The sequence below is a fragment of the Cellulomonas sp. P2_B4 genome, assembly GCF_056404795.1.
In genome coordinates this window covers 302,126-328,747 of the sequence record NZ_JBFUDI010000005.1, presented here as the reverse complement: position 1 = coordinate 328,747, position 26,622 = coordinate 302,126, and the positions used below count along the sequence as shown (strand labels likewise).

The following is a 26,622-nucleotide window of genomic DNA, read 5'->3' as shown; positions in this document are numbered from 1 at the left end:
CCATTCTCAGGGCGCGTCGAACACCTCGGCACGTTCGGCGGCGCCCACGGGCACGGCGTCGTGAGGCTCGCGCTCCTGGATCTCCTCGATCACGTGGTGCGGCGCGACACGGCGGGCACGGCGCACGGACAGGACCGCGTGCGTGGCCAGGCCGAGGAACACCAGGCCGCAGGCGACCGCGGCGATGAGGAACGTGAGCTCGATGCCCTGGCCGGCGGGCCGGCCGGTGGGCGCGAGGTGGGCCGCGATCACGGCACCGGCGACGGCCGCGCCGAGCGAGCCGCCGATGGTGCGGAGCACCTGGTTGAACGACACCGCCGAGCCGAGCTCCTGGGCCGCCACGCCGCGGGCGATCAGCCCGGGCATCGCGGCGAAGGTGGTGCCGATGCCGACACCGACGAGGAACATGCCCGCGAGCAGCTCGGGCAGGGCGTCGTGCCGGACGACGAGCAGCAGGTTGGCCAGGGTGACGAACAGCGCGCCGAGCGGCAGCATGACGGTGTAGCTGAGCCGGTGCGCGAACGCGCGGGCCAACCGGCTGGCCAGCTGGCTGCCGATCGAGAGCGGCAGCATGACGAACCCGGCCCAGAACAGCGACATGCCGACGCCGTAGCCGGTGCTCGTCGGCGCCTGCGCGACCAGGCTGATCACCGAGACGCCGATGTACATCGAGGCGCCCATCGACAGGCCTGTCGCGTTGGCCAGCAGCACGTCGGGCTTGCGCATGAGGTCGAGCCGGATGAGCGGGTGGTCGGTGCTCGTCTCGCGCCACACCCACGCCGCGAGCACGAGGACGGCGCCCGCCAGCAGCCCGATCGTCGTCGCGGAGCCCCACCCGAACCGCGGGCCCTCGCTGATGCCGAGCAGCAGCATCGCCAGGCCGGCGCCGAGCAGAGCTGCGCCGAGGGTGTCGAAACGGCGGCGCAGACCGAGCTCGTCGGGGCCCTTCGGCACCGCGACCACCAGCACCACGAACGCGGAGACGACGAACGCGGCGGCGAACCAGAACGCCCACCGGAAGTCGAAGGTCGAGGCGATGATGCCGGTCAGCGGGTACCCGATGCCGATCCCCGTGGCCACGGTGACCGAGAGCGCGGCGATCCCGGGCTGCACCTTCTCGGGCGCCGCGTACCGGCGGGCCAGCGCGATCGCCATCGGCGTGATCGCGTACGACAGACCCTGCAGGGCCCGGCCGACGAGGAGCACGGAGAACGTCTGCGCGGTCGCAGCCAGCACCGAGCCGACGAAGATGATCGCGAGCGTGAGCAGCAGGATCCGCTTCTTGTGCGGCCCGTCGGACAGCCGCCCGAGCACGGGCGTGGCGACCGCCCCCACCAGCAGGTTCACGGTCAACGTCCACTGCGCGGCGCTGACCGTGACGCCGAACTCGGCCGCGATCGTCGGGACGAGCAGCAGGCCGAGCGAGCTGATGATCGCGGCCGCCAGCGCCGCGTAGACGAGGGCCGGGACCAGGCGCCGGCCGGTCATGCGGTGGCCAGCCGGCGCAGCACGTCGATCGCACCGGCGAGGGCCGCGCGCTCGTCGTCGTCGAGCGAGCCGACCGCGTGCGCGAGCCACGTGTTGGTCGCGTGACGGTCCGCCTCGAGCGCCTCGCGTCCGGCCGGGGTGATCTCGATGATCATCCGGCGGCCGTCGGTCGGGTCGGACGACCGGCTGATCCGCCCGGCGCGCTCGAGGTCCGCGACGATCACGGCCATCGACTGCGGGGTGATGAACTCCGAGGCCGCGAGCGCCGACGAGGTCGCCGGTCCGTCGTTGGCGAGCCGGTTGAGCGCACGGCTCTGCCCGATGGAGAGCGTCTTCTCGCTGGTCAGACGCCGGTAGATGGGCCCCAGGGCGTCACGCAGGCCGAAGGCGAGCTCGGCAGTGTCGGTGGTGATCACGACTCAAGTGTACAGGGCAACTGATCAGTTGACCCTGTCGATCGTCTATTCGCTCGTCGTCGCGACCTGCCGGACGTACCGTCCGGATCATGGACATCCCTCGGCAGCACACCATCCGCGAGGCGCACCACCGGATCCTGGACCCGTTCACCGACGAGAAGCTGGCAACACTGGGGGCAGCGCTGCGCCTGACCCCCGGGACGACCGTCCTCGACCTCGCGTGCGGCACGGGCGAGATGCTCTCCACCTGGGCGCGGGACCACGGCACCGTCGGGACGGGCGTCGACCTCAGCTCGGTATGGATCCAGCGCGCCGTCGGGCGGGCGCAGGAGCTCGGCGTCGACGTGACGTTCGTGCACGGCGACGCCTCGACGTACGTCGCCGACTCCCCCGTGGACGTCGCCGCGTGCGTCGGCGCGACCTGGATCGGCGGCGGGGTCGTCGGCACACTGGCGCTGCTGGAGAGGTCGTTGGCGCCGGGCGGCGTCGCGCTCATCGGCCAGCCGTTCTGGCGCGAGGATCCCCCAGCCGGTGCGCCGTGGCGACCAGAGACCTTCCTCTCGCTGCCGGGGCAGGTCGCGGAGCTCGGCGAGGCCGGCTGGGACCTGGTCGAGATGGTGCTCGCCGACGAGGACAGCTGGGACCGGTACGTCGCCGCGCAGTGGCTGAGCACGCGGCAGTGGCTCGACGAGTTCCCGGCCGACCCCCTCTGGGCCGAGATGCGCGCGGAGCTCGACACGGCGCCGCTGGAGTACGTCACCTACCAGCGGCCCTACCTCGGCTGGGGCGTGTTCGCCCTGATGAAGCGACCGTGATGATCGTCGGGACGGGCATTGTGGTGGCCGAGCGCGAACCGGAGACGTGCCTCGAGCGCGTCCTGGTGACGCGCCTGCTCGAGCCGCACCTCGGTCCACCCGGCGTCGCGCTGGACCTCGCGGGCGGCACCGGGCCGTACGCCGTATGGCTCATCGAGCTGGGCTGGGACGTGCGCGGCCGGGCCCATGGCGCCGTGTTCGACGCGGTGCTCGGGCTCGACCCGCTGCTGCCCCCGACGCGCCGCCTCGCCCGGCTCGCGCGGCCCGGCGGCCTGCTGGCGCTCGCGGTCGCCCCCCGCGGGCCCGTCGGGGTACCCGGCTTCGACACCGTGACGGTCGCGGCCCCGCACGCCCTCGCCACCGGTCACGACGAGGAGCTGGAGGCGCTGCGGCTCGTCGACCCCGACGGCTACCGGGCCACGCTCGACCGCCTGGTCTCCACCGCCGACGACCCCGCGCTCCTGGCGACCGCGGACCACCTGCTGTGGGTGGGGCGGCGCGCTCAGCCGAGGTAGTCGACGACGGCCGCGATCGTGTCGGCGTCGCGCAGGATCCGCCGGTGGCCGAGGCCGTCCGACAGGAGCAGCTCGGCGTCCGGCCACGCCTCCGCGATCCGCTCGCCGTCCGCGGGGTCGGTCTCCTTGTCCGCGCGGTCCGCGACGACGAGCAGCGCCGGCAGGTCGTCCCGACCGGCGGCCCGCGCCGGGATGTCCAGCGTGCTCAGCTCCCGGCCCGCCAGGCGTTCCATCCGGGCGAGCAGGAGCTGGCGGGTGTCCTCGCTGAACCCGAGCGCGCGTGCGAACGCGCGCGTGTACTCCACCGGTTCCGCGGGCGGCGCGACGAGGACCAGCCGCTCGGTCGTCGTCCCGTCGAGCACGGCCAGCGCTGCCGCGGCGGCCCCGAGCGAGTGGCCGACGATCGCGTGGGCGGACCCGTGCGCCGCGGTCACCGTCCCGATCGCGTCCATCAGCTCGATGAGGCTGCTCCGCTTCGGCCCGAGCGATCCAGGCCCGGAGTCGCCGTGGCTCGGTGCGTCGTAGGAGAGGACCTGGTAGCCGGCGTCCACCAGCGGCTCCACGAAGGACGCGAGCTGGGCGCGGTGACCGCCCCAGCCGTGGACGAGGTAGACGCGCGGGCCGGTGCCCCACGTCTCGCCGACGGTCCCGTCGGGAAGCTGCCACCGCGTGCCCCCCGGGACGTGGACGCCCGGCTTGGCGTGGGTCGGCGTGCACCACATCCGCAGGGCCCCGCGGGCGACGAGCCTCGGGGCGACGCGGTCGAGCGTCCGGACGGTCACCGTCAGCGTGCGCGGCACGTTGGGCCGAACGATCGTGCTTTTCTGCGCGGCGGTCTGGGTCATCGGGAACGTCCTTCTGGGGAGCTAGGAGACGACGATCGTCTGGAGGAGGCGCTCGAACGCGTGGCGCGCCCGGTCGTCGGCCAGGGGGTCACGCAGGAGCCGCTGCGCGTGGAAGTGGGCGAGCATCAGGCCGTGCAGGTCGTAGGCGAACTGCTCGGGGCTCTCGTCGTCGCGCAGCTGGCCGTCCTTGGCGCCCGACCGGTAGATCTGCGCCAGCGAGTCGGACAGGTCCCAGTGATCCTGGACCAGCTGGTCGCGGACCGGTCCGGGCTGGTCGTCGAACTCGGTGGACGCCGAGACGAACAGGCAGCCGGCCGAGCCGTCGTTGGAGAGCTCGATCCAGCGCTCGAACAGGGTGCGGATGCGCGGGACGCCGCGCGGGGCCGCGAGCGCGGGCCGGACGACCTGCTCGACGAACCGCTCGCGCGCCTGACCGAGGCAGGCCAGCTGCAGCGCCTCCTTGGACCGGAAGTGCGCGTACAGCCCGCTCTTCGACATCCCCGTTGCGGTGGCCAGCGAGCCGATCGTGAGGCCGGCGACGCCCAGACGCCCGGCGATCTCGACCGCCTGGTCGAGCACCGCCTGCCGCGTCTCGTCGCCCTTGCTCACGGGTCCAGTTTTAGCACGATCGTGCTTTATGACACCAGCCCCGACTCGTAGGCGGCGATCACCAGCTGCACGCGGTCGCGGCAGCCGAGCTTGCGCAGGGCCTCGGAGACGTGCGACTTCACGGTCGGCTCGGCGATCCACAGCTCGGCCGCGATCTCGCCGTTGGACAGGCCGCGCGCGACCGCCAGCAGCACCTCGCGCTCGCGCGGGGTCAGCTCGTCGAGGCCGGTCACGGGGGTCTTCTGGGGCGTGCGGCTCGCGAAGTCCTCGACCAGCCGTCGGGTGACCGTCGGCCCCAGCAGCATCGAGCCGTCGGCCACGAGACGCACCGCCTCGACCAGGCGGTCGGCGGTGACGTCCTTGAGCAGGAACCCGGACGCGCCCGCGCGCAGGGCGTCGTAGACGTACTCGTCGAGGTCGAACGTGGTCAGGATCAGCACGCGCGTGCCGGGGTGGTCGGCCGTGATCCGCTCCGTCGCGGCGATGCCGTCCAGCACCGGCATGCGGATGTCGACCACGGCCACGTCCGGGTTGGTCGTCGCGACGAGGTCCAGGAGAGCCCGCCCGTCACCGACCGAGCCGACCACGTCGAGGTCCTCCGCCGCGCCGATGATCGCCGCGAACCCCTGCAGCACCACGGGCTGGTCGTCGGCGACCACCACCGTCGTCATGCGGTCACCGGCAGCGAGACGTCCAGGACGAAGGCCTTGTCGACGACGCGGGCGCTCATCGTGCCGCCGAGCGCCTCGACGCGCTCCCGCATGCCGATCAGGCCGCGACCCTCGTCGTCGGCCGAGGACGACGCGTTCGTGAGCGTGAACCCGGCGTGGTCCTTCGACTGGGCGCGCACGAGGCGTGTCGTGGCGCCCGACGCGTGCCGTCGCGCATTGGTCAGCCCCTCCTGGACCGCACGGTAGAGCACGTACCCGATCGTCGGCCCGATGTCCTCCCACGTGCCGACCACCTCGACAGGCTGGCCGGCCGCGACCKCCGCCTCCACCAGCCGGTCGACGTCGCAGGCGGTGGGCTGCGGCGTCCGGTCGTCGGTGGACTGGTCCGTGCGCTGCAGGACGACGAGCACCTGGCGGAGCTCGGTCAACGCCTCGCGGGCGTCGCTCGCGATCGCCGACAGCACATCGCGGGCGTCGTCGTTCAGGCCCGGGTGCAGGAAGGGCGCGGACTCCGCGCGCACCGCGACCAGCGAGACGTGGTGCGCGACGACGTCGTGCAGGTCGCGGGCGAGCCGCGCCCGCTCGCCGGCCAGCGACTCGACCTCGAACGCGCGCTGCTCGACGGCCTCGACCTCGACGCCCCGGGCCCAGGTGCGCCGAGCCACGCCGAACATCCACGCGCTGCCGACGACGAGGGTGACGCCGATGACGTACAGGACCAGGACGACACCGCGGTTGGCCGGCGATCCGGAGGTCACCTCGCCGATCGGCATGAGCGCCACGAGGTCAGAACCGCAGTACCAGACCKCGATGAAGAGCGCTGCCCCGTAGGGCACCAGTGCGCCGCGKATCCCGTCGAGCGCCGCCAGCACCGCCACGGCCAGGATGCCGAGCCACCAGCCCCACGCGAACCAGCCGGTGAAGACGGACGTCACGAAGGGCAGCAGCGTCAGGCCCGTCCCGAGCACCGGCCACCGACGTCCCACGAGGACGCCCGCGACGACGAACCCTGCGGTCACGAACCCGCCGACCGAGTGCAGGATCGTGAAGCTCGACGTCTCGAAGTCGTAGCCGTCGACCGACATCGGGGTCACCAGCAGGAAGCCACCCACGACGAGGGCCAGGAACACCGAGAGCCCCCAGGGGCGCCGGCCCGCCCCCTGCGCGAGCCGGAGCACCATGGGAGCCTCGGTATGACCTGCCGTCGTCATGTGTTCATCGTGTCGGATCACGCATCCCCGCGGCCTCCGTCCCGAGACTGATCTCGGAGCGGCCGTCACACTTCGCGTGAGTGATCCGTCAGGTGGAGGAGAGCGGGCTTGCGCCCCTGATACATGGAAGAGGTACGAACATGACGGACGGACTGAAGATCGTCGTGGTGCCGGTCAAGGACCTCGACGCGGGCAAGGCGTTCTACGGCGCGCTCCTGGGCGTCGAGCCGATGCAGGACGCGCCGTTCTACGTCGGCTACGAGACCGCGGGCATCCACCTCGGCCTCAACCCGCGCGGGTTCGAGCAGGGCATGACGGGGCCCACCTACTACTGGAAGGTCTCCGACCTGGCGGCGGTCAGCGACTCCCTCGTCGCGGCCGGAGGCTCGGTGCTGCAGGCGCCGACGGAGGTCGGCCCCGGGCGGACCATCTCGACGGTGGCGGACGTCGACGGGAACGTCGTCGGGCTCGTGCAGGACGCCTGACGCGCATGATGGGGGCTCCCGACGACTGAGGAGCCCCCGTCATGAGCACCGTCCTGATCACCGGCACCTCCTCGGGAATCGGCCTCGAGACCGCACTGGCCGCGGCCGCTGCCGGGTGGACCACCGTCGCGACGATGCGCGACCTGGGACGTGCGGGCCTCCTGAAGGAGCGCGCCGGTTCCCTCCCCCTGGACATCCGCGCCCTGGACGTCACGTCGTCCGACGTGGGTGCCGTGATCGACCAGGTCGTCGCCGACCACGGCTCGCTCGACGCCGTCGTCAACAACGCGGGCGTCGGACGGGTCGGGACCGTCGAGACGTTGGGTCTGCCCGCATTTCGCGACGCCATGGAGGTCAACTTCTTCGGCGTCGTCCGCGTGGTCGAGGCGGTGATGCCGCACCTGCGCGCGTCCCGTGGGCGGGTGCTCACGCTGAGCAGCGTCGGGGGCGTCGTCGGCCAGCCGTTCAACGAGGCCTACTGCGCCGCCAAGTTCGCCGTCGAGGGGTTCCTGGAGAGCCTCGCACCGGTCGCCCGCGCCCTCGGGGTGCCCGTCGTCATCGTCGAGCCCGGGGCCGTGGCCAGCGAGTTCGTCGCGAATGCGTCGGTGCCGACGTCGACCGGCGGCGTCTACGGACCCCTGCTCGACGCGTACCTCGCGCGGACCGCCGGCGCCTTCGCCAACGCCCAGACCGCGCAGGCCGTCGCCGCGTTGCTCGTCGACCTGCTGACCACCCCCGAGCCGCCCGTCCGGGTGCAGACGAGCCCGGGCGCCACCGCGTTCGCCGGGCTCAAGCTCGCCGACCTCGACGGGTCCGCGGTGCAGACGCTGACGCGCACCTGGATCGGCGAGGGCGCATGATGGTGTCTCCCCCCACCGTCGTCTCGAGGAGACCGCTGTGTCCCTGACCGTTCCTGCGCTGCTCGCGCCCTCCCCCGGCGCGAAGTTCGAGCGCGGCGCTGTCGACCGTCGCGAGCTCCGTGAGCACGACGTCCTGATCGACATCGCCTACGCCGGCATCTGCCACTCGGACATCCACCAGGCACGCGAGGAGTGGGGCTCGGCGATCTTCCCGATGGTCCCCGGGCACGAGATCGCGGGCGTCGTCTCCGCGGTCGGCTCCGGCGTCACCCGGCAGTCCGTCGGCGACCGCGTCGGCGTCGGCTGCTTCGTCGACTCCTGCCGCGAGTGCGCCCGCTGCCTGGACGGCGAGGAGCAGTTCTGCGAGCGCGGCAACGTGGCCACCTACAACGGCCGCCAGTACAGCGGCGAGCCCACCTACGGCGGGTACTCGACGCAGATCGTCGTCGACGAGAACTACGTCCTGAGCATCCCGGCCGAGATTGCCCTCGACGTCGCCGCGCCCCTGCTGTGCGCCGGGATCACGCTCTACTCGCCGCTCAAGAACTGGGGCGCGGGGCCGGGCAAGAAGGTCGCGATCGTCGGCCTGGGCGGGCTCGGGCACATGGGCGTCCAGCTGGCGCACGCGCTCGGCGCCGAGGTCACCGTGCTCAGCCAGTCGCTGTCGAAGGAGGAGGACGGCCGTCGGCTGGGCGCCGACCACTTCTACGCGACGAGCGACCCGGCGACGTTCTCGTCGCTGCGCGGGACCTTCGACCTGATCATCAACACCGTCTCGGCCGACATCGACCTGGACGCCTACCTCCGCCTGCTCGCGTTCGAGGGGTCGCTGGTGTTCGTCGGCCTCCCCGAGAACGCGCTGTCGTTCCGCGTCTTCTCGCTCACCGGCGGCCGTCGGTCGATCTCCGGGTCGAACATCGGCGGCATCCGCCAGACGCAGGAGATGCTCGACTTCTGCGCGAAGCACGGGATCGCCTCGGTCGTCGAGACCATCACCGCCGACGAGGTCGACGCGGCCTACGACCGCGTCGTCGCGAGCGACGTCCGCTACCGCTTCGTCATCGACACGTCGACGATCCCCGCCGACTGACCGGCCCCCGCTCCTCGATCGACTCCGTCTGGCACCTCCGCCTCTGGTGCTCGGCGTGGTGCGCCTGCGGTCGTCGTCGCGGGACCGTGAGCCTGCCCTCGTCGACGTCTGACCGTACGGTGGCTGGCGTGGACCCCATCCAGCGCGTCGCACCGCCGCTGTCCGGGCGGGTGATCCTCACCCAGGAGTGGCAGAGGGTGAGCATCCTGCACTGGCGTGTTCCTGCCTCGTCGGTGTCGGCGTTCTGCCCGCCCGGGACGCGTCCCGACGAGCACGACGGCTCGTCGTGGGTCGGCCTGGTCGCGTTCTGGATGGCCAGGTTCCGCGTGGTGCCCGGGCCCGCGCTGCCCTACATCGGCGACTTCCCCGAGATCAACGTCCGGCTCTACACGGTCGACGACGACGGTCGTCGGGGCGTGCTGTTCCGGTCGCTCGAGGCGTCGCGCGCCCTGACCGTGCTGGGCGCGCGGACCGTCATGAACGTGCCGTACCAGTGGGCGCGGATGTCGCTGCGGCGCACCGACGACCTGCTCGACTACCGCTCCACGCGCCTGACCGGCTCGCGTCCGTCGTCGCGGATCGTGGTCCGCCCCTCCTCCACGCCGGTCCTCGACGACCCGCTCGCCGACTTCCTCACGGCCCGCTGGGGGATGCACACCGTGATCGGCGGACGGACGCGGTTCGTGCCGAACGAGCACGAGCCGTGGCCGCTGCGCCGGGCGTCCGTGGTGTCCCTGGACGACGAGCTCGTCGCGGCCGCGGGTGTCCCGATCTCCGGCGCACCGGAGTCGGTGCTCTACTCGCCGGGCGTGCACGCGCGCTTCGCGGTGCCGCACCGGCCGGTGGCCTGACCGCCGAAACCCTCGCACGGACCGTCCTGCGTCCGGCAAGGTGAGGCCCGTGATCCGACGCCTCGGCCTGCGGACCTCTCCCGAGGGGCACCGCGTCACCACCTTCGAGCTGTTCTTCGACCTCGTCTACGTCTATGCGTTCACGCAGGTCAGCCACCTGATGGCCGAGTCGCACGATGCGCTCGGCGTGCTCCAGGCGATGATCGTGCTGGGGCTGCTCTGGTGGACGTGGTGCTCGTACAGCTGGCTGGCCAACCAGTCGCCCGCGGACCAGGGCGTCCTGCGCATCGGGATGTCGGTCGCGATGGCCGCGATCTTCGTCGCGACCCTGGCCATCCCCGAGGCCTTCGAGGACCTGCCGGGCGGCCTGGACGGGCCGCTCGTGCTCGTCGTCGCCTACGGGCTCGTGCGCGTGGTCCACATGTCGCTCTACCTCGTCGCGGCCGGCGACGACCGGGGCCTGCGCCGGCAGGTCGTCCGCACCCAGCTGGTCGCGATGCTGCCGGCGTTCGCCCTGCTGGTGGTCGGCGCCCTCGTCGGGGAGCCCGCACAGACCTGGATCTGGCTCGGCGCGATCCTCTGGGACCTCGGCCTCACGCTGATGACGGGCATCGGCGGTGACTGGCGGCTGCACTCCCCGTCGCACTGGGCCGAGCGGTACGGGCTCGTCGTCATCCTGGCGCTCGGGGAGTCTGTCGTCGCCATCGGCATCGGGGCCTCGCACGAGCCGATCAGCGTCCCGATCATCGCCGGCGCGGTCCTGTGCATCGCGCTCGCGCTCGTCCTGTGGTGGGTCTACTTCCTGGGCAGCGCCGACCACGCCGAGCACGCGCTCGCCCGCAGGGAGGGCGTCGCCCGGGCCGAGTACGCGACGCTCGCGTACACCTACCTGCACTTCGTCCTCATCGCCGGCGTGGTCGTGGCCTCGCTCGGCGTGGAGGAGGCGATGGCGGAGGTCGGGTCGTCGGAACCGTTCGGCCTGTTCGGCGCCGTGCTGCTCGGTGGGGGCGTCGCGGCGTACGTCGTCGGGACCGCCGTGCTCCTGCGTTCCAGCGGTCACCGGTGGCCGTGGGTCCGGCTGGTCGGCGCCCTCGCGCTGGTCGCGGTCGTGCCGCTGCTGGCGTCCTGGCCGGCGCTCCCGGGCCTGGCCCTGGTGGTGGTCATCGCCTACGCGTGCGCCTTCGCAGAGGTCCGCCGAGGTGCGCGGCTGGCCGCAGCTCGCGCCTGAACGACGCCGGCCCCACGACCGGAGTCGTGGGGCCGTCGGTTCCTGCGGAGGTCAGGCCTCCGAGGGGGCGTCCTGGACCGGCGCGTCGCCGGCGAGGATCAGGTACAGGTCCCGGCGCGAGCGCTCGAGGACCGCGAGCGCGGCCGTGGCCTGCTCGTCGGTGCCCGTGCGGACGACCTGGTGGGCCGCCGCGGCGAGCGCCTCGAGGGCAGCGCGCAGGTTGCGACCCGGCGAGGTGGGCCGGCTGGCGGCGTCCTCGAAGGGGCTGCCGAGCTGCTCGGCGTTCTCGGTGACGTACGCGGTGCCGGCCTCGGTGAGGCTGGCGAGCTTGCGACCGGACTCGGCGGTGATGACCACCAGGCCCTCGTCCTCGAGCAGGCTCAGCGCCGGGTAGATGGCGCCCGGGCTCGGTCGCCACTGGCCGCCGGACCGCTCGCCGATCTCCTGGATCAGCTGGTAGCCGTGCATCGGCTGCTGCTTCAGGAGCAGCAGGACGGCGGCTCGGATGTCGCCGCGTCCGGCACGCCGACCGGGTCCGCGGCCGCCGAAGCCGGGGCCGCCTCCGAAGCCGGGTCCGCCGAAGCCGCGGGGGCCCCGGGGGCCGCCGCCGTGCTCGCCGCGGGGGTAGAAGGCACCGCGGCGCGGGTCGAAGCCCTCGCCGTACGGAGCGCTCGGGAAGTCGCCGCGGCGCTGACGGCCGCGAGGATCAGACGTCTCATCGTGTGTGTGGTGTCGCATGAGTGGTTCTCCTTGAAGGTTCGGTGCCCGGGCCTGTACGGCCTGGGGGCGTCGCCGGCTGGCGCGGGATCGCGTCGGGCTCTGCGGCGTCCGGGAGGTGTTGCTCTCCACCGGATGTCGCTAACGATATATCGTTGATAGGACTTTGACAAGTCCTATCGATACATCGGCTCAGGTTGTCGATTTTCGCGATCCTCGCGCGTCATCCCCCCGACGGGGCACAGTAAGGGGGCCCCGACGAGACCCGAGGAGACCAGCGATGAGCGCGACGTGGATGGTGCTGCTGTACGGCGACGAGGGGTTCTGGGAGTCGGCGTCGCAGGAGGTCAAGGACCGGATCATGGGCGAGCACCAGGCCTACGCGCAGGCGTGCGCCGAGCAGGGCTTCAAGATGATCGGCGGCGAGGAGCTCGACTTCTCGTCCAAGGCCGTGAACGTCCGCCGCAGCGAGGGCGGTCCCGTCGAGGTCACCGACGGCCCGTTCAGCGAGACGGCCGAGTACCTCGGCGGCTACTACGTCTTCGAGACCGACGACCCCCACGGCCTCGCGAGGCTGACCGGCGAGATGCTGGTGACCGACGGCGGCCGGGGCGGCGCCGAGCTGCGGCCGGTCATCCTGCACCCGTGACCCGGTACCTCGTCCTGATGTACCAGGACGAACGCATCTGGGCGTCGGCCGACGAGGCGCTGATCGCCCAGTACTACAGCGAGCACGACGCGTACTCGACCCGGGCGGGCGAGTTCGGAGTCACGATCGAGGGCGGCGAGGCGCTGCGGTCGGTGTCGACGGCGACGACGATCCGGCGTGCCGGTGAGGACGCGACGGTCTGGGAGGGCCCGTTCGCGGAGACCGCTGAGCAGCTGGGCGGCTACTACCTCGTCGACGCACCCTCGGTGAGCGCCGCGATCGACCACGCCCGACTCCTGCCCGAGTACACGATCGAGGTCCGCGAGATCGCACAGATGTGATGTCGATCCGTCCCGGCCCCGACCGTCATCCGGTCATCACCGTCCCCCCGGAAAGGGAACCGACATGACCGAGTACATGGTGCTGCTGCACCGGTCCGAGGAGCGCGACGCCGCCCTGACCCCGTCGGAGTTCGCTCAGGCCCGGGCCGCGCACGACGCGTTCCAGACCTTCTGCGCCGACAACGGCTGGCCCATCAGCAGCGGCGCGCCGCTCGCCTCGGCCGCCCGGGCGCGCGTCCTGCGCCCGGACGGCCGGGGCGGGCTCGCCGTCACCGACGGCCCCTACAGCGAGACCGCCGAGCAGGTCGGCGGCTACTACATGGTCGACGCGCCCTCGCTCGACGCCCTGTCCGACGTCGCCGGCAGGCTCGTCCTCAACGGAGAGCACGTCGAGATCCGCGCGACCGACCGCGAGTCGTTCCAGTGAAGTTCGTCGTGCTGGCCTTCGGCTCGTCGCTGCCGTCCGGCGTCACGCTCGCACCCCCGGACACCGGCACACTGGTCGTCGACAGCGCCGTGCACCCCTCGGGTTTCGACGGGGTCGCCGCGGAGCTCTCCGGGTTCGCGCTGGTCGACGCCGCGTCGCTCGACGAGGTGCTCGACACGCTCCCGTCCGAAGGAACCTACGAGGTGCGGCCCGCGGAGGTCACGTGACGGAACCGCTCTTCGATGAGCTCGCCGACCCGTCGGCCGCACCGCCCGACGTGTCGACGGGTCCGGCCACGGACTCGGCAGATCCGTCCTCGCCCTCCCCCGAGGAGCGTGAGGCCGCCGCCGTCGCCCTCGCCGCCGCGTGGCAGACGTCCTGGTCGCGCCTGATCGGGCTGCTGATCGGCCAGTACGCGCGGCCGGACCTGGCCGAGGACGCCGTCTCGGACGCGTTCGAGGCCGCCGCCCGGCACTGGCCCGTGGACGGCGTGCCGACGAACACCGGCGCCTGGCTGCTCACCGCAGCGCGCCGTCGCGTCCTCGACCGACTCCGTTCCGAGGCGGTCCATCGCCGGAAGGAACCCTTGATGGTGGTCGACGACGAGATGCGCGCCGCCGCCGCGGCCGTCGTCGACCCCGGGGCACACCTCGCCGACGAGCAGCTCCGGCTGATCTTCGCCTGCTGCCACCCCGCGATCGCGCCCGACGACCGCGTCGCCCTGACGCTGCGCTTCGTCGTCGGCCTGACCACGACCGAGATCGCCCGGCTCCTGCTCGTCCAGGAGACCGCCATGGCCGCCCGGCTGACCCGCGCCAAGAAGCGGCTCGCCTCCTCGGGCATCCCCTTCGCGACCCCTCCCGCGGCCCGCCTCGACGAGCGCCTCGATGTCGTCGCGACCGTCGTCTACCTCGCCTTCACCTCGGGCTACCACCCGGGCGTGGGCTCCGTCCCGCTACGCGTCGACCTCGGCGACGAGGCGATCCGCCTCCTGCGCGTCCTCGACTCCCTGCTGCCCGCCCGCCCGGTCGTCCGCGCGCTCCTGGCCCTCCTGCTCCTGCAGCACTCCCGTCGCGACACCCGGCTCGCCCCCGACGGCACCCTGGTCCTGCTGCCCGACCAGGACCGCTCCCGCTGGCACCGCGACGAGATCGCCGAGGGCATCACGCTCCTCGAGTCCCTCCCCCCGACCCTCCCGACCGCCGGCACCCCCCGCCCCCGGACCGCCGCACCCTCATCTGCGGGCGGGCAGTCATTGACGAGCGGGCCGTCATTGACGAGCGGGCCGTCGGTGGGCGGGCCCCCGTCCGGGAGCGGGCGGTCGCCGGCTGGCGCGTCCTCGTCCGGGGCCGATCCGTCGTCCGTCGACGCACCCGCCGACTCGTTGACCACCTCGACCGCCTTGACCGACTCGACCGCCTCGGTCGTCTCACGCCTCGCCGAGGAGTACCGGCTCCAGGCGCTCATCGCCGCCGAGCACGCCACCGCCCCGACCGCCGCCGACACCCGCTGGGACGTCATCGCCGGCCTCTACCTCCAGCTCGAACGACTCACGGGCTCCCCGGTCGTCCGCCTGGCCCGCGCGGTCGCGGTCGCGGAGGCCTCGGGCCCGTCCGCAGGTCTGCTGCTCCTGGACGGACTGGAGGAGCAGCTCCCCCGACACCACCGCGTCCCGGCGGTCCGAGCCGAGCTCCTGGTCCGCGCCGGCAACCCGGCCGCCGCGGCGACGGCCTACCGCGAAGCCCTCACCCTGGTCACCAACCCCACAGAACGCACCCACCTGGAGTCCCGCCTAGCCGCCCTGGACTCCCCACCGGGCTCCTGACGCCTGCGCCCCATCTCGCAGACGAACGAGGCAGTTCCTCCCGAACGCGGCAGTTGCTAGTGCCGCGTTGGTGTGGAACTGCCGCGTTCGTCGGCGGGGCTGACCCGTCCCCAACCCCGGCCGCTCGACGACGCACCGACCGCTGCCCTTGGGCGCCCAGGGGTCAGTGACCATCGCCTCCATGCCTGTGCGCCCCGGATCCCCGCTCGAACGTGCCTCGATCAAGAGTCCGCCGATACTCCTCGCACGCGACCACGCGCCGGAGCAGCTCGCGCGCGGGATCGCTGACGGACGCCTCATGCGAATCGGCCGCGGCGTGTACGTGCGTGCAGCGGGAACTGCGGGCGCTGAGGCCCTGGCTCTCGCCAGGATCCTGGGAGTTCAGGCGAGGATGACGTCCGAGCACTGCTTCAGCCACGCGTCGTCGGCTGTGCTCCACCGGCTTCCGCAATGGCAGGTGCCGACGCTCACCCACGTGTACCAGGCGTCCGCACCCAGCTCTCGACGAGATCAGCAGATCGTCCGGCACCACCCGATGCCGCCGGAGGGGGACATCACTGTTGCTCACGGGATACCGGTGACCTCGCTGGCTCGAACGGCGTGGGACTGCGCGGTGACGATGCGACCGGTCGCGGGTCTCGTCCTTCTCGACGGCGCCCTGCGGGCCGGTCTGTCGCGCGACGAGCTCGTGCTGCGCGCCGGGTCGGCAACCGGAACGCGAGGCTCTGCACGCGCTCGGGCCCTGATCGAGCTCGCAGATCCTGGGCCCGAGTCACCAGGCGAGAGCACGTGCCGTTTCGCTCTGCTGCGAGACGGGTTCCCGGCGCCGGTGACCCAGCTGGAGGTGCGCACTCGGCTCGGCACCTTCTGGGCTGACATGGGTTGGCCGGAGTGGCGATTGCTCGTCGAGTACGACGGACGGAGCAAGTACGGGAGCTCGGACGCCGACTTCGTCCTGCGCGAGAAGCGCCGTCACGATGCGATCGTCGAAGCGGATTGGCGGTGCATTCACGTCACGCGCGAGGACCTCCGCACGGCAGGCGATCTCGCTCGGCGCCTGCTGCCGCACCTCCCCGAAGAGGCCGCCGGCGCGATCCGCCGGCGCAGGGTCCTGTCCGGGTGACGACCGCGGCAGTTTGTCTCCAACGCGGCAGTAGCTAGTGCCGCGTTGGCGACATAGTGCCGCGTTCGCGGCTAGGCCGGGGTCGGCCCTGGGCTGACCGGCGCCGGTCAGCCCAGGGCCAGCAGGAGGATCAAGGTCAGGTTGAGGGCTACCACCAGGGCGACGACCAGCAGGAGGGTCGCGTGGAGGCGTGGGCCGTTGCGGTAGCGGCCCATCACGGACGCCGAGCGGGTCAGGCGGACCAGGGGGATGACCGCGAAGGGGATGCCGAACGAGAGGATCACCTGCGAGATCACCAGGGTCCAGGTGGGGTCGGCACCGATGGCCAGCAGGACCAGCGCCGGGATGAGCGTCACGGCTCGGCGCACGATCAGCGGCACGCGACGGTGCAGCAGGCCCTCCATGATCGTCGCTCCGGCGTAGGCGCCGACGGACGTCGAGGCGAGGCCCGAGGCCAGGAGGCCGATCGCGAACGCGATGCCGATGCCGATACCCAGCGCGGCGACGATCGCGTCGTAGGCGCCGGGGATCGAGTCGGTTCCGGAGACGCCGCGCAGCGCGGCCGCGGCAAGGAGGAGCAGGCCGATGTTGACGATGCCCGCGATGGCGAGCGCGGTGCCGACGTCCCAGCGCGTCGCGCGCAGGATCCGGGGGACGTCGGAACGGGCGCCGTGGCGGTCGCGGGCGAGGGCCGAGTGGACGTAGATGGCGTGCGGCATGACGGTCGCGCCGAGCATCGACGCCGCGAGCAGCACCGAGCCGGGACCGTCGAACCGCGGGACCAGCCCGGAGAGCACGCCGCGCGCGTCGGGCGGGACGACGAACAGGCCGGCCAGGAACCCGACGGAGATGATCGCGAGCAGGCCGACGATCACCAGCTCGAACCGTGACTGCCCGTACCTGTTCTGCGTGAGCAGCAGGAGCAGCGAGACGACGCCGACGATCAGCCCGCCCAGCGGCAGCGGCACCCCGAACAGCAGGTTCAGGGCGATGGCGCCGCCGACGACCTCGGCGATGTCGGTGGCCGCGGCGACGAGCTCAGCCTGGGCCCAGAAGGCGAGCCGCGGACCTCGTCGCAACCGCTGGCCGAGCAGACCCGGGAGCGACTGCCCGGTGACGAGCCCCAGCTTCGCGGACTGGTACTGGACCAGCACGGCCATGGCGTTGGCGACGACGAGCACCCACAGCAACAGGTAGCCGTAGCGCGCGCCCGCCGTCAGGTTGGCGGCGACGTTGCCGGGGTCGACGTACGCGATCGCCGCGACGAAGGCGGGTCCGAGCAGGAACGCGAACCGGCGCCGGGACGCCGCGGCGGGGGCCTGGTCGACATCGACCTCGGCGCTGCTGCGCATCTGCTCTCCTAGAAGTTCGGTGAACCGAACTTATGCTACCGGACGTACGGATCCGACGGAGCCGACGTGCACCGATCGCCAGCGAGAACCGCCGCGACGCGCGCGAACCTTCGCACCCGCGCGGTGGCCGTGGTCCGAGGGCGCTGACGCTGGAAAGGCCGCAACGTCCGCGCTCATGAGGGTCATAGGCCACACGAACGCGGACGTTGCGGAGGAAAGGGCGAGAGAGCTGAGGCGCCGGGCGCGAGGGGCAGGGCGTGCGGCGGGAGGTGAGGGGCGGGGCGCGAGGGGCAGGGCGCGAGGGCAGGAGGTGAGGGGCGGGGCGCGAGGGGCGGGGCGCGAGGGCAGGAGGTAAAGGGCGGAGGTGAGGGGCGGGATGCGGGGCGGGAGGGGCGGGGAGAGCGCAGGTGAGGACTGAGCGTCTGCGGGGCGCTCGGCGGCGAAAAGGGGTCGACCTGCACGGCCCTGGGCGGGAGGGTGGGCGACATGACGACGTGGTCGATCCGCGAGATCCCGCACCTGGAGAGCACGAGCGACCCGGAGGCGTGGTTGCTGCACGGGCTGGTCCGGGTGCAGAACGCGACGCTCCTGGACAGCTGGGGCACCCGCGACTTCGAGCGGGCGGCGCACGAGATCCTCGGCGCGCTGCACGACCAGGCGTACGTCCGCAAGGTGCGGCTGGTGGCCGTGCGCGAGGGCGGGGACGCCAGCCCGGACGACGCCCTCGGCTACGCCGCCGTGAACATGCCGCTGACGGACAACACCCACACGGCGATCGTCGAGATCGGCGTCGACCCGCAGCAGCGGCGCCGGGGCATCGGCTCCGCCCTGTACGAGGCCGCACTCCGGGTCGCGACGGACGCGGGCCGCACCACGTTCCAGGCGTCGACCGACCAGCGCTCCGAGCCGGAGCCTGGCCCGGACACGCTCGCGCCGGCGACGGGCGAGGGCCGCGTGCTCGCCACCGCCGAGCCCACCCGCTTCCTGACGAAGCGGGGGTTCGAGCTCGGGCAGGTGGCCCGCTTCTCGGTGTTCGACCTCCCCTTCGAGCCCGACCACGTCGAGCGCCTACGACGAGACGCCGCGGAGCACGCCGGACCCGACTACCGGCTCGTGTCGTGGGCGCACCACTGCCCCGAAGAGTGGCTCGACGGCTACGCGTACCTGGCCTCGCGGATGAGCACGGACACGCCGCTGGGCGAGCTCGAGCTCGACGCGGAGGTCTGGGACGGCGCCCGGATCCGCTCCACCGAGAAGCAGCTCGCGGAGCGCGGCCTGGGGCTCCTGGTGATGGCCGTGGAGCACGTCCCGACGCACACGCTCGCGGCGTTCACCGAGCTCATGACGGTGCCCGACAAGCCGGAGTTCGTCTACCAGAACGACACGCTCGTGCTCAAGGAGCACCGCGGTCACCGGCTCGGGATGCTGGTCAAGGCGGCGAACCTGCAGCGGCTCGCGTCCGAGCTCCCCGCCGTGCGACGCGTCGGCACCTGGAACGCCGAGGAGAACTCCTACATGCTCGCCATCAACGTCGGGCTCGGCTTCCGCCCGGCCGGCGGGTCGGGCGAGTGGCAGCTCAAGCTCTAGTCGCGACGAGGCGAGGTGCGGCCCCGCGCGCTCAGGCGGGCGTCGCGACGAGGTTCGCGCGGTACTGCTGTGGGCTGACCTGGTGCTCACGCTTGAACGCGGTGGAGAAGGCGAACGGCGTGCCGTACCCGACCTGCCGCGCGACGGACGCGACGGTCGCGGAGGGCTCCTCGAGCAGGTCGGCGGCGAGCGACATCCGCCAACCGGTCAGGTAGGACATGGGCGGCTCGCCGACGAGGGCCGTGAACCGCCGGGCGAACGCGGCGCGGGACAGCCCGGTCGTCGCGCCGAGGCCTTCGACGGTCCACGGCTGGGCGGGCTGCTCCTGCATCAGGAGCAGTGCCTTCCCGACGACCGGGTCGGCCGATGCTCGGTACCAGCCGGCGGCGTCGGCATCGGCGTCGGCCGTGGACGCGAACCACCACCGCAGCACCGCGATGAGGACGAGGTCGAGCATGCGGTCCAGGACGGCGACCTGCCCGGGCTCGTCGCGGGAGATCTGGGCGGCCAGGTAGTCGATCAGGGCACCGGGCACGTGCTCCCGGGGCGCGACGACGATCGCCGGAAGCCCGGTCAGCACGCGCTTGCCGACCATCGTCTGCGACTCGTAGGCGCCGGTCAGGATGAGCGTGCTGCCGTCGGGCGAGTTGCCCCAGGTGCGGACGCCGAGCTCGGTCATCGGCGGGGCGTCGGACCCCAACCAGACGCAGACCTGGCCCGGGTCGATGCGGACCTGGGCCTCGGTGGAGGGGTCGTCGGCGATCGTGTAGTCCTGCGTCCCCCGCAGCACCGCGACGTCACCGGCCCGCAGCAGGACCGGGTCGCCGTCCGTCGGGATCAGGTACGCATGACCGCGCACGAGGGCCAGGACGGTGAGCGGCGACCGGTCCTCGGCGCGCAGGGCCCAGGGCGGTTCGAGCGAGCAGCGCAGCACGAAGGCACCGCGGGCGGACGGCCCGGCGAGCACGGACGAGAGCGGGTCCATCCACCCAGCGTAGACGATCACGTATGACAACGCGCTCCTCAACCATTCAGACGCTCACCGAACAGGGCTCAGATGGACGCATGACAACCTTCATCGCGGGCGGCACCGGCAAGACCGGCAGCCGCGTCGCAGCTCGTCTGGAAGCCCGTGGACTCGACGTCCGACGCGGCTCACGGAACGGCACCCCGCCGTTCGACTGGGACCGACCCGACACGTGGGAGGCCGCCCTCGACGGCGTCGACCGGGCGTACATCGCCTACGCACCGGACGTCGCCGTCCCCACCGCGCCCGACCACCTGGCGGCGTTCGGCAAGCACGCGAGCCACCTCGACGCGATCACGCTCCTCTCCGGCCGTGGCGAGCCGCAGGCGCAGGAGGCCGAGGACGCGCTCCTCGAGGCGGCCCCGCAGACCACCGTCCTGCGCGCCAGCTGGTTCGCGCAGAACTTCTCGGAGGGACTGTTCCTCGAGGCGGTGCGCCACGGCGTCCTCGCACTCCCCGTCGGCGACACCCCGGAGCCCTTCCTCGACGTCGACGACCTCGCGGACGCGGCGGTCGCGACCCTCGTCGACACCCGTCATGCCGGCGAGGTCTACGAGCTGACCGGACCTCGCCTGCTGTCGTTCGCCGACGCCGTGCGGGAGATCGCCGACGCCGCCGGGCGGGAGATCGCGTTCCGGAGCATCGCGCCCGAGGACTTCCGGCCCGAGGGGATGCCGCCGGACGACCTCGACCTGGTCCTCACGCTCTTCCGTGAGCTGTTCGACGGCCACAACGCGCACCTCAGCACGGGCGTCCACGACGTGCTGGGCCGCGAGCCGCGTGACTTCACGGCGTTCGCGCGGGCCAACGCGGACGTGTGGCGATGAAGCTCGCAGCAGCCGTCGGGTCCGCGGTGAGCGGCGGCATCCTCCTCGCGTTCTCCACGTTCGTGATGCCCGCGCTCAACCGGCTCGGCCCGGAGAGGGCCACGGTCGCGATGAGCTCGATCAACGTGACGGCGCAGCGGCCCCCGCTGATGATCGTGCTGTTCGGTACGGCCGTCCTGACGGTCGCGACCGGCATCGCCGGCGTCAGGCAGCGCGACGGGCTGCTGGTCGTCGGCTCGGCTCTGTTCCTGGTCGGCGTGATCGGGACGACGGCCGGCATCAACGTGCCCCTCAACGACGCGCTCGCCCAGGGCACGGCGACCTGGGTGGACTTCTACCGGTCCTGGATGGTCGCCAACCACGTCCGGTCGCTGGCCGGCATCGCGGCCGCGGTCCTCATCGGGACGGCAGCGATCAAGGCGTCCTGACGGACCGCGGCATCGACGCAGCCCACCAGTGGTCCCACCGGTCGCGGACCTCGGCGAAGGTGCCCTCGTCGAGACCGTACGTGGACAGGATGGCGCCGACGGTGCCGTGCGGCGGGGCGGCCGCCGCGGGCGTCTCCATGATGACGAAGTAGATCGCGCTGATCCCGTGCAGCCGCAGCCCGAACTGCATGGGCGTCATGTAGTCCACGGTGCCGCCGAGCAGGGTGCCGTCGGGGCGGCGGGCCTGCACGTGACCGCCGACGGGGACGCTGCGGATGTCGGCGATGCCGGCGTGGTCGAGGAGCCGGTCGCCCGGGCCGCCCGCGTCCAGGCCGAACACCGACAGCGTCCGTCGCTCCTCGCCGGGATGGACGGTGACGGCGAAGGCGAGCTGGTGCACGAACGCGATCCAGCCCTCGTCGACCTCGTCGCGGATCCCGTCGTACGACGACGTCCCCTGGTGGCTGCGGCGCGTGACCGACAGGCGCGTGTGGCCCGGCAGGGACACGGTCGACCGGGCGGTGAGCACGTCGTGGTGCGGCCAGGTCAGCGTGTGGATGGTGGCCTCGCCGACGACGTCGTGCGCCTCGACCGGCTCGGCGTCGAACATCGAGGCGATCTCGGCGTCGAGCCCCTCGTAGTCCCAGCCGAACCAGCGGTGCACGAGCCTCGGCTCGCGCAGGTACGGCCACAACGTCGCGAGCGGCACGGGGATGTCGACCGACACGACCTCACGGTTCTCCAGCGTCATCGCTGCTCACCTCGCCCTCTTCCCACCGACGGTAGCCCGGGGCGTCAGGAGGGGAAAGCCGGGGACGCTCGTCGACGAGGACTTCTCCACGACGATCACCAACGGCTCGTCGTGACCGATGTCCGCCTCGACCTTGCGGAGCCTCCCGTCCCGGTCGACGAGGTCAGAGCGGGAGGACGGCCAGCGCGTCCGGCTCGACGCCCAGCTCGACCACGTCGCCGGGGACCCAGCGACCGCCGACAGGACCGAGCGCCGTCACCGCGCCGATGCCGTCGACCTCGACGCGGACCTCCGAGCGGCCCCGGCGGGAGGCGACGCCCGTGACCGTGCCCTTGGCAACGCCGGACCGCCCGACGACGAACGCGCCCTCGGCGAGCGCGATCGTCGAGTCGTCCCGGAGCCGGGCGCCGAGTGCCTCGCGCAGCGGGGCGGCCGCGTCCGCGGACGCGGGGACGAACGCCTCGTACCCGAGGAACGAGGCGACCTCGCGAGAGGCGGGTTCCCGCCACAGCACGGCCGGCTCGGCGACCTGCAGCAGGCGCCCGGCTGCCATCACGCCGACGCGGTCGGCGACGGCGAAGGCCTCGTCGTGGTCGTGCGTGACGAACAGGGCGGTCGTGCCGGTCGCGACGAGGGCCGCGCGCAGGTCGACGGCGAGCCGCTCGCGCAGCGTCCGGTCGAGGGCGGACAGCGGCTCGTCGAGGAGCAGCAGCCGCGGCTGCGGGGCGAGCGCCCGGGCGAGGGCGACGCGCTGGCGCTCACCGCCGGACAGGGTCTCGACGGACCGCGACCCGTACTCCGAGAGCCCGACGAGCTCCAGCAGGCCCGCGACCGACGACCCCCGCGGCAGGCCGTACGCGACGTTGCCGGCCACGTCCCGGTGCGCGAAGAGCTGGCCGTCCTGGAACATCAGGCCGAACCCGCGCCGGTGCACGGGCACCCCCGCCAGGGACGACCCGTCCCAGGAGACCGACCCGGAGGCCAACGGCTCGAGACCCGCGACCGCGCGCAGCAGCGACGACTTGCCGCAGCCGGACGGACCGAGCAGCGCGACGACCTCGCCGGCGTGCACCGCCAGCGAGACGTGGTCCACCGCAGTCGCCGGTCCGTACCGGACCACCACGTCGTCGATGTGCAGCGTCACCAGTCGCCTCCCGCCCCGGCCGTCCGCAGCTTCTCGCAGGTCGCGACGATGAGCGTGGTCAGCACTGCCAGCACCACCGACGCCGCGAGCGCCATGCCGTAGTTGTCGGGCCCGGGCCGGCCGATGAGCCGGAAGATCACCACGGGCAGGGTCGGCCGGTCGGGTCGGGCCAGGAACGACGTCGCGCCGAACTCCCCCAGCGACGCCGCGAACGCGAACCCGACGGCCAGCCCCAGCGACCGCAGGGCCAGCGAGAGGTCCACGGTGCGCAGCACCCGGAACGGCGAGGCGCCGAGCGTCGCGGCGGCCTCGCGCAGCCGCGGGTCGATCGCGCGCAGCACCGGCAGCACCGTGCGGACCACGAGCGGCACCGCGACGACGGCCTGCGCGATCGGCACGAGCAGCGGGCTCGTGCGCAGGTCCACGGGCAGCCCGAACGGGTGGTGCATCGACAGCAGGAACCCGAACCCGACGGTCACCGCGGACACCCCGAGCGGGAGCATGAAGAGCGCGTCCAGCCCGACGACGGCGCGTCGCGCGGCGGCGCGTCGGGGTCGTCGCGACACGACGAGGGCCACGAGCCCGCCGACCACGAGCGCGATCGTCGTCGCGTCGACCGCGATCCGCAGCGAGTTCAGCGCGGCCTGCCACACGGTCACGGTCAGCGACCCGCCCGTCGTTCCGAGGGCGGTGTAGTTGTCCAGCGACCAGCCGCGCGGGGTGTGCAGCGACCGGACGACGAGGTTGACCAGCGGCGTCGCGATGAGAAGGACGACGACCGCCGTGACCGCCGCGGCCGCGAGCGACAGCCCGTGCCCGTCACCCGGCGGCATGCCGGCGGGCCGGCGCAACGACAGGGCACGTGCCGGCTCCGACGAGAGGGCCAGCGCGCGCTCTCGTCGCGACCTCGCCCGTCCGGCCACCACGAGCACGCCCGCGACGACGACGAGCTGCACGACGGACAGGACGGCGGCGGCGCGCAGGTCGAGGAACTGCGTGGTCTGGATCCAGATCTCGGTCTCGATGGTGCCGAACTGGAGACCGCCCAGGATGAGCACGGTGCCGAACGCGGTGGCGCAGAACAGGAACGCGAGCGAGGCGGCGGAGGCGATCGCGGGCGTCAGGGCCGGGAGCGTGACCGTCCGGAACGCCTTCCACGGGGAGGCGCCGAGCGCGCGGGCGGCCTGCTCGGCGCGCGGGTCGAGTCGCTCCCACAGCCCGCCGACCGCCCGCACGACGACCGCGTAGTTGAAGAACACGAGGGCCGCGACGATGGCCGCGAACGTGCCGTCGAGCTGCAGGAACCCGAGCGGTCCCCCGTCCACGAGCAGCGACCGGAACGCGACGCCGACCACGACCGTCGGCAGGACGAAGGGCACGGTGACGAGCGCCCGGACCACCGCCCGCCCGCGGAACGAGTGTCGGTAGAGCACGTACGCGCCGGGCACCCCGAGGAGCACGGAGATGATCGTCGCCAACGTGGCCTGCGCGACGGTCAGCCCGATGATCCGCCAGGTCCGCTCGCGGGAGAACACCTCGGCGAACCCGGACAGGTCCAGGTGCCCGTCGACCACGAACCCCTTGCCGATCATCACGGCGACCGGCCAGGCGAAGAAGACGCCGAGGAACAGCAGCGGGACGACGACGGCCACCGTCCAGAAGGCGACGACGCGCGCCCGTCCCGACGACCGCGGCGCGTGGGCCGGGGTCGCGGGACGGGCGAGCGTCGTCGTCGTCACTGGATCAGCCGATCACCGTGGCGGACCACTGCTCGAGCCACGCCTCACGGTTGGCGGTGATGTCGGCGGGGGAGACCTCGAAGGGCTCCGTCGCGAGCGGCGCCCACGACGCCCACTCGGCGGGCAGGTCGACCGACGAGCTCACCGGGTACATGTACATCGACCCGGGGATGTCGGCCTGGACCTGGTCGGAGAGCAGGAAGTCCAACAGCTTCTCGGCGCCGGTCGGGTTGGCGGCGCCCGTCAGGACGCCCGCGTACTCGACCTGCCGGAAGCACGTGTCGAGCAGCGCGCCGGTGGTCGGCTCGGTGCCGCCCTCGGGCACGGTGAACGGCGGCGACGACGAGTACGACAGGACGATCGGCCGCGGGCCGCCGCCCCCGCCGCCGGAGAAGTCGGTCTCGTAGGCGTCCGACCATCCGTCGGCGATCTGGACGCCGTTGGCCTTGAGGGCGGACCAGTACGGCAGGTACCCGTCCTCGCCGAACGCGCCGACGGTGGCCAGCAGGAACGCGAGCCCGGGCGACGAGGTGACCGCGTTGGGCACGACCGTCAGGTCCTTGTACGCGGGCTTGGTGAGGTCCTCGAGGGTCACGGGCTCGGGCGTGCCGTGAGCCGTGAACCAGGCATGGTCCACGTTGATGCAGACGTCGCCCTTGTCGATCGCCGTCAGGGCGTCCGAACCGGCGACCGCGTACTCGGCGGCATCCTTCGCCGCGGGCACGGTCGACACGTAGTCCTCGACCACACCCTCGTCGATCGCGCGTGACGCGAACGAGTTGTCGATGCCGTAGACCAGGTCGCCCAGCGGCGCGTCCTTGGTGAGCACGAGCTGGTTGACCAGCGTGCCGGCGTCGCCGGGCTGGACGACCTTGACGGTCAGCCCGGTCTCCTCGGTGAACGTGTCCAGAAGGCCGTCGGACAGCGCGAACGAGTCGTGCGTGACGAGCGTGACGGTGCCGGTGCTGCCCGACGACGACGGGTCGTCGCTCGTACCGATCGCCGAGCAGGCGGTGAGCGAGGCGGCCGTCAGAACCGCGACCGCGGTGAGCGAGAGTGTTCTCGCCATGGGTGATGCTCCTCCTTGGTCGAAAAGGAGGGGGTCGTCGCGGGAACGCCCCGAGGGACGCGACCACGAGGACTGAGAAGCCCGACTCCCTACGCCGGTATCAACCGGATCAGGTTCGAGGGTCTGCGGAGGCCCGCACTCTCAGCGTCCAGGCCCTGAGGCCTGACGCTCCCCTGTCGTTCGTCGGCGATCCTACGCCCGTACGGGGCGCGCCCGGGGCCTCGCGGCCAGTAGCGTGGCCCACATGTCCGAGAAGCCCAAGTCGTCCATCCTCGCGAAGATCATCGGCGCGGCCGCCACCCTGATCGCGGCGTGGCTGGTGCAGAAGGTCATCTCGGGCGTGTGGAAGGCCCAGACCGGCCACAAGCCGCCCACCGCCGACGACGACACCAACGCGAACCTGACCGAGCTGGTCACGGCCGCTGCGGTCACGGGCGCTCTCGTCGCGATCTCCCGGGTGCTCGCCACCCGCGGCGCCGCTCACGTGGTCGCCGCGATCGAGGACGACGACGACGACTACTTCGACTGACCG

30 protein-coding genes and 1 riboswitch are annotated in these 26,622 nt (G+C 72.6%); of the genes, 17 read left to right on the top strand and 13 right to left on the bottom strand.

Annotated elements, in window-relative coordinates:
• Positions 1–6: 6 nt before the first annotated feature.
• Together AC1DZC_RS10930 and AC1DZC_RS10925 are read right to left on the bottom strand one after the other, a co-directional pair.
• Complete coding sequence (locus tag AC1DZC_RS10930) at positions 7–1,488, bottom strand: MFS transporter (RefSeq protein ID WP_477043264.1); 1,482 nt, start codon at positions 1,486–1,488, stop codon at positions 7–9.
• A complete protein-coding gene (locus AC1DZC_RS10925) occupies positions 1,485–1,904 on the bottom strand; it encodes a MarR family winged helix-turn-helix transcriptional regulator (RefSeq protein ID WP_477043263.1) in 420 nt (139 codons plus the stop codon). The genes AC1DZC_RS10930 and AC1DZC_RS10925 overlap by 4 nt, the downstream gene beginning before the upstream one ends.
• A gap of 89 nt (positions 1,905–1,993) precedes the next feature.
• Between AC1DZC_RS10925 and AC1DZC_RS10920 the strand changes: the two genes are divergently transcribed.
• Both AC1DZC_RS10920 and AC1DZC_RS10915 read left to right on the top strand, forming a co-directional pair.
• Positions 1,994–2,719 carry an SAM-dependent methyltransferase gene (locus AC1DZC_RS10920; protein ID WP_477043262.1) on the top strand — a complete coding sequence of 242 codons (726 nt, stop codon included), beginning with the start codon at positions 1,994–1,996 and terminating at the stop codon, positions 2,717–2,719.
• Positions 2,716–3,234: a class I SAM-dependent methyltransferase gene (locus AC1DZC_RS10915; protein WP_477043261.1), complete on the top strand. Its 519-nt coding sequence runs from the start codon at positions 2,716–2,718 to the stop codon at positions 3,232–3,234. Before AC1DZC_RS10920 ends, AC1DZC_RS10915 begins: the two co-directional genes overlap by 4 nt.
• Here AC1DZC_RS10915 and AC1DZC_RS10910 read toward each other — a convergent pair.
• Genes AC1DZC_RS10910 through AC1DZC_RS10895 form a run of 4 tightly spaced genes read right to left on the bottom strand, consistent with a single transcriptional unit; the run spans position 3,222 to position 6,570 of the window.
• Positions 3,222–4,079, bottom strand: a complete 858-nt coding sequence (locus AC1DZC_RS10910) for an alpha/beta fold hydrolase (RefSeq protein WP_477043260.1) — start codon at positions 4,077–4,079, stop codon at positions 3,222–3,224. The two genes, AC1DZC_RS10915 and AC1DZC_RS10910, sit on opposite strands and share 13 nt — an antisense overlap.
• Before the next feature lie 21 nt (positions 4,080–4,100).
• A complete protein-coding gene (locus AC1DZC_RS10905; protein ID WP_477043259.1) occupies positions 4,101–4,688 on the bottom strand; it encodes a TetR/AcrR family transcriptional regulator in 588 nt (195 codons plus the stop codon).
• A gap of 26 nt (positions 4,689–4,714) precedes the next feature.
• Positions 4,715–5,359 carry a response regulator transcription factor gene (locus AC1DZC_RS10900; protein WP_477037429.1) on the bottom strand — a complete coding sequence of 215 codons (645 nt, stop codon included), beginning with the start codon at positions 5,357–5,359 and terminating at the stop codon, positions 4,715–4,717.
• Entirely contained in the window at positions 5,356–6,570 is a 1,215-nt protein-coding gene (locus AC1DZC_RS10895) for a sensor histidine kinase (protein ID WP_477043258.1), read from the bottom strand. The genes AC1DZC_RS10900 and AC1DZC_RS10895 overlap by 4 nt, the downstream gene beginning before the upstream one ends.
• Before the next feature lie 140 nt (positions 6,571–6,710).
• Here AC1DZC_RS10895 and AC1DZC_RS10890 point away from each other — a divergent pair, with 140 nt between their 5' ends.
• The 5 genes from AC1DZC_RS10890 (at position 6,711) to AC1DZC_RS10870 (ending at position 11,084) form a co-directional block, all read left to right on the top strand.
• Positions 6,711–7,055, top strand: a complete 345-nt coding sequence (locus AC1DZC_RS10890; RefSeq protein ID WP_477043257.1) for a VOC family protein — start codon at positions 6,711–6,713, stop codon at positions 7,053–7,055.
• Between the two features lie 41 nt (positions 7,056–7,096).
• Positions 7,097–7,915, top strand: a complete 819-nt coding sequence (locus AC1DZC_RS10885; protein ID WP_477043256.1) for an SDR family NAD(P)-dependent oxidoreductase — start codon at positions 7,097–7,099, stop codon at positions 7,913–7,915.
• 37 nt (positions 7,916–7,952) lie between these two features.
• Positions 7,953–9,005 carry an NAD(P)-dependent alcohol dehydrogenase gene (locus AC1DZC_RS10880; protein WP_477043255.1) on the top strand — a complete coding sequence of 351 codons (1,053 nt, stop codon included), beginning with the start codon at positions 7,953–7,955 and terminating at the stop codon, positions 9,003–9,005.
• Positions 9,006–9,133: 128 nt separating this feature from the next.
• Positions 9,134–9,856, top strand: a complete 723-nt coding sequence (locus AC1DZC_RS10875) for a YqjF family protein (RefSeq protein ID WP_477043254.1) — start codon at positions 9,134–9,136, stop codon at positions 9,854–9,856.
• Between the two features lie 49 nt (positions 9,857–9,905).
• Positions 9,906–11,084, top strand: a complete 1,179-nt coding sequence (locus AC1DZC_RS10870) for a low temperature requirement protein A (protein ID WP_477043253.1) — start codon at positions 9,906–9,908, stop codon at positions 11,082–11,084.
• Positions 11,085–11,135: 51 nt separating this feature from the next.
• Here AC1DZC_RS10870 and AC1DZC_RS10865 read toward each other — a convergent pair whose 3' ends face one another.
• Positions 11,136–11,822, bottom strand: a complete 687-nt coding sequence (locus AC1DZC_RS10865) for a PadR family transcriptional regulator (protein ID WP_477043252.1) — start codon at positions 11,820–11,822, stop codon at positions 11,136–11,138.
• Between the two features lie 259 nt (positions 11,823–12,081).
• Between AC1DZC_RS10865 and AC1DZC_RS10860 the strand changes: the two genes are divergently transcribed.
• From AC1DZC_RS10860 to AC1DZC_RS10835, 6 genes are all read left to right on the top strand, one after another.
• On the top strand, positions 12,082–12,450 hold the full coding sequence (locus AC1DZC_RS10860; RefSeq protein WP_477043251.1) for a YciI family protein: 369 nt from the start codon (positions 12,082–12,084) through the stop codon (positions 12,448–12,450).
• Entirely contained in the window at positions 12,447–12,791 is a 345-nt protein-coding gene (locus AC1DZC_RS10855; protein WP_477043250.1) for a YciI family protein, read from the top strand. The genes AC1DZC_RS10860 and AC1DZC_RS10855 overlap by 4 nt, the downstream gene beginning before the upstream one ends.
• 64 nt (positions 12,792–12,855) lie before the next feature.
• The gene (locus AC1DZC_RS10850; protein ID WP_477043249.1) at positions 12,856–13,218 is read left to right on the top strand and encodes a YciI family protein; all 363 of its coding nucleotides are present in this window, start codon (positions 12,856–12,858) and stop codon (positions 13,216–13,218) included.
• Positions 13,215–13,445, top strand: a complete 231-nt coding sequence (locus tag AC1DZC_RS10845; RefSeq protein WP_477043248.1) for a YciI family protein — start codon at positions 13,215–13,217, stop codon at positions 13,443–13,445. The genes AC1DZC_RS10850 and AC1DZC_RS10845 overlap by 4 nt, the downstream gene beginning before the upstream one ends.
• A gap of 161 nt (positions 13,446–13,606) precedes the next feature.
• Positions 13,607–15,043: an RNA polymerase sigma factor gene (locus AC1DZC_RS10840; RefSeq protein WP_477043341.1), complete on the top strand. Its 1,437-nt coding sequence runs from the start codon at positions 13,607–13,609 to the stop codon at positions 15,041–15,043.
• Positions 15,044–15,224: 181 nt separating this feature from the next.
• Positions 15,225–16,166, top strand: coding sequence for a hypothetical protein (locus tag AC1DZC_RS10835; protein ID WP_477043247.1), 942 nt, complete (start codon positions 15,225–15,227; stop codon positions 16,164–16,166).
• A 107-nt stretch (positions 16,167–16,273) separates the two neighbouring features.
• On the opposite strand, the gene AC1DZC_RS10830 is transcribed toward AC1DZC_RS10835, so the two are convergent.
• Positions 16,274–17,518, bottom strand: a complete 1,245-nt coding sequence (locus AC1DZC_RS10830; protein WP_477037441.1) for an Nramp family divalent metal transporter — start codon at positions 17,516–17,518, stop codon at positions 16,274–16,276.
• Between the two features lie 486 nt (positions 17,519–18,004).
• Between AC1DZC_RS10830 and AC1DZC_RS10825 the strand changes: the two genes are divergently transcribed.
• A complete protein-coding gene (locus AC1DZC_RS10825; protein ID WP_477043246.1) occupies positions 18,005–19,105 on the top strand; it encodes an N-acetyltransferase family protein in 1,101 nt (366 codons plus the stop codon).
• A 31-nt stretch (positions 19,106–19,136) separates the two neighbouring features.
• On the opposite strand, the gene AC1DZC_RS10820 is transcribed toward AC1DZC_RS10825, so the two are convergent.
• Positions 19,137–20,090 carry an AraC family transcriptional regulator gene (locus AC1DZC_RS10820; RefSeq protein ID WP_477043245.1) on the bottom strand — a complete coding sequence of 318 codons (954 nt, stop codon included), beginning with the start codon at positions 20,088–20,090 and terminating at the stop codon, positions 19,137–19,139.
• Positions 20,091–20,170: 80 nt separating this feature from the next.
• Between AC1DZC_RS10820 and AC1DZC_RS10815 the strand changes: the two genes are divergently transcribed.
• Both AC1DZC_RS10815 and AC1DZC_RS10810 read left to right on the top strand, forming a co-directional pair.
• Positions 20,171–20,959, top strand: a complete 789-nt coding sequence (locus AC1DZC_RS10815) for a Rossmann-fold NAD(P)-binding domain-containing protein (RefSeq protein WP_477043244.1) — start codon at positions 20,171–20,173, stop codon at positions 20,957–20,959.
• Entirely contained in the window at positions 20,956–21,387 is a 432-nt protein-coding gene (locus AC1DZC_RS10810) for an anthrone oxygenase family protein (RefSeq protein ID WP_477043243.1), read from the top strand. Before AC1DZC_RS10815 ends, AC1DZC_RS10810 begins: the two co-directional genes overlap by 4 nt.
• Here AC1DZC_RS10810 and AC1DZC_RS10805 read toward each other — a convergent pair.
• The 4 genes from AC1DZC_RS10805 to AC1DZC_RS10790 form a co-directional block, all read right to left on the bottom strand.
• Positions 21,374–22,138, bottom strand: coding sequence for a hypothetical protein (locus tag AC1DZC_RS10805; RefSeq protein WP_477037446.1), 765 nt, complete (start codon positions 22,136–22,138; stop codon positions 21,374–21,376). The two genes, AC1DZC_RS10810 and AC1DZC_RS10805, sit on opposite strands and share 14 nt — an antisense overlap.
• Before the next feature lie 163 nt (positions 22,139–22,301).
• Entirely contained in the window at positions 22,302–23,285 is a 984-nt protein-coding gene (locus AC1DZC_RS10800; protein WP_477043340.1) for an ABC transporter ATP-binding protein, read from the bottom strand.
• Positions 23,279–25,021: an ABC transporter permease gene (locus AC1DZC_RS10795; protein WP_477043242.1), complete on the bottom strand. Its 1,743-nt coding sequence runs from the start codon at positions 25,019–25,021 to the stop codon at positions 23,279–23,281. The genes AC1DZC_RS10800 and AC1DZC_RS10795 overlap by 7 nt, the downstream gene beginning before the upstream one ends.
• A gap of 4 nt (positions 25,022–25,025) precedes the next feature.
• The gene (locus tag AC1DZC_RS10790) at positions 25,026–26,090 is read right to left on the bottom strand and encodes a thiamine ABC transporter substrate-binding protein (RefSeq protein WP_477043241.1); all 1,065 of its coding nucleotides are present in this window, start codon (positions 26,088–26,090) and stop codon (positions 25,026–25,028) included.
• A 69-nt stretch (positions 26,091–26,159) separates the two neighbouring features.
• Positions 26,160–26,275, bottom strand: a riboswitch (TPP riboswitch).
• 59 nt (positions 26,276–26,334) lie between these two features.
• Here AC1DZC_RS10790 and AC1DZC_RS10785 point away from each other — a divergent pair.
• Positions 26,335–26,619 (top strand): DUF4235 domain-containing protein, encoded by a 285-nt coding sequence (locus AC1DZC_RS10785; protein WP_477043240.1) that lies wholly within the window; start codon positions 26,335–26,337, stop codon positions 26,617–26,619.
• Positions 26,620–26,622: the final 3 nt, after the last annotated feature.

Coding starts and splice junctions, on each gene's coding strand:
- AC1DZC_RS10850 (WP_477043249.1), top strand. CDS start 12,856: ATGACCGAGTACATGGTGCTGCTGCACCGGTCCGAGGAGCGCGACGCC.
- AC1DZC_RS10825 (WP_477043246.1), top strand. CDS start 18,005: ATGACGACGTGGTCGATCCGCGAGATCCCGCACCTGGAGAGCACGAGC.
- AC1DZC_RS10805 (WP_477037446.1), bottom strand. CDS start 22,138: ATGACGCTGGAGAACCGTGAGGTCGTGTCGGTCGACATCCCCGTGCCG.
- AC1DZC_RS10920 (WP_477043262.1), top strand. CDS start 1,994: ATGGACATCCCTCGGCAGCACACCATCCGCGAGGCGCACCACCGGATC.
- AC1DZC_RS10930 (WP_477043264.1), bottom strand. CDS start 1,488: ATGACCGGCCGGCGCCTGGTCCCGGCCCTCGTCTACGCGGCGCTGGCG.
- AC1DZC_RS10820 (WP_477043245.1), bottom strand. CDS start 20,090: ATGGACCCGCTCTCGTCCGTGCTCGCCGGGCCGTCCGCCCGCGGTGCC.
- AC1DZC_RS10785 (WP_477043240.1), top strand. CDS start 26,335: ATGTCCGAGAAGCCCAAGTCGTCCATCCTCGCGAAGATCATCGGCGCG.
- AC1DZC_RS10890 (WP_477043257.1), top strand. CDS start 6,711: ATGACGGACGGACTGAAGATCGTCGTGGTGCCGGTCAAGGACCTCGAC.
- AC1DZC_RS10790 (WP_477043241.1), bottom strand. CDS start 26,090: ATGGCGAGAACACTCTCGCTCACCGCGGTCGCGGTTCTGACGGCCGCC.
- AC1DZC_RS10830 (WP_477037441.1), bottom strand. CDS start 17,518: ATGCGCAGCAGCGCCGAGGTCGATGTCGACCAGGCCCCCGCCGCGGCG.
- AC1DZC_RS10885 (WP_477043256.1), top strand. CDS start 7,097: ATGAGCACCGTCCTGATCACCGGCACCTCCTCGGGAATCGGCCTCGAG.
- AC1DZC_RS10900 (WP_477037429.1), bottom strand. CDS start 5,359: ATGACGACGGTGGTGGTCGCCGACGACCAGCCCGTGGTGCTGCAGGGG.
- AC1DZC_RS10815 (WP_477043244.1), top strand. CDS start 20,171: ATGACAACCTTCATCGCGGGCGGCACCGGCAAGACCGGCAGCCGCGTC.
- AC1DZC_RS10865 (WP_477043252.1), bottom strand. CDS start 11,822: ATGCGACACCACACACACGATGAGACGTCTGATCCTCGCGGCCGTCAG.
- AC1DZC_RS10835 (WP_477043247.1), top strand. CDS start 15,225: ATGCCTGTGCGCCCCGGATCCCCGCTCGAACGTGCCTCGATCAAGAGT.
- AC1DZC_RS10860 (WP_477043251.1), top strand. CDS start 12,082: ATGAGCGCGACGTGGATGGTGCTGCTGTACGGCGACGAGGGGTTCTGG.
- AC1DZC_RS10910 (WP_477043260.1), bottom strand. CDS start 4,079: ATGACCCAGACCGCCGCGCAGAAAAGCACGATCGTTCGGCCCAACGTG.
- AC1DZC_RS10810 (WP_477043243.1), top strand. CDS start 20,956: ATGAAGCTCGCAGCAGCCGTCGGGTCCGCGGTGAGCGGCGGCATCCTC.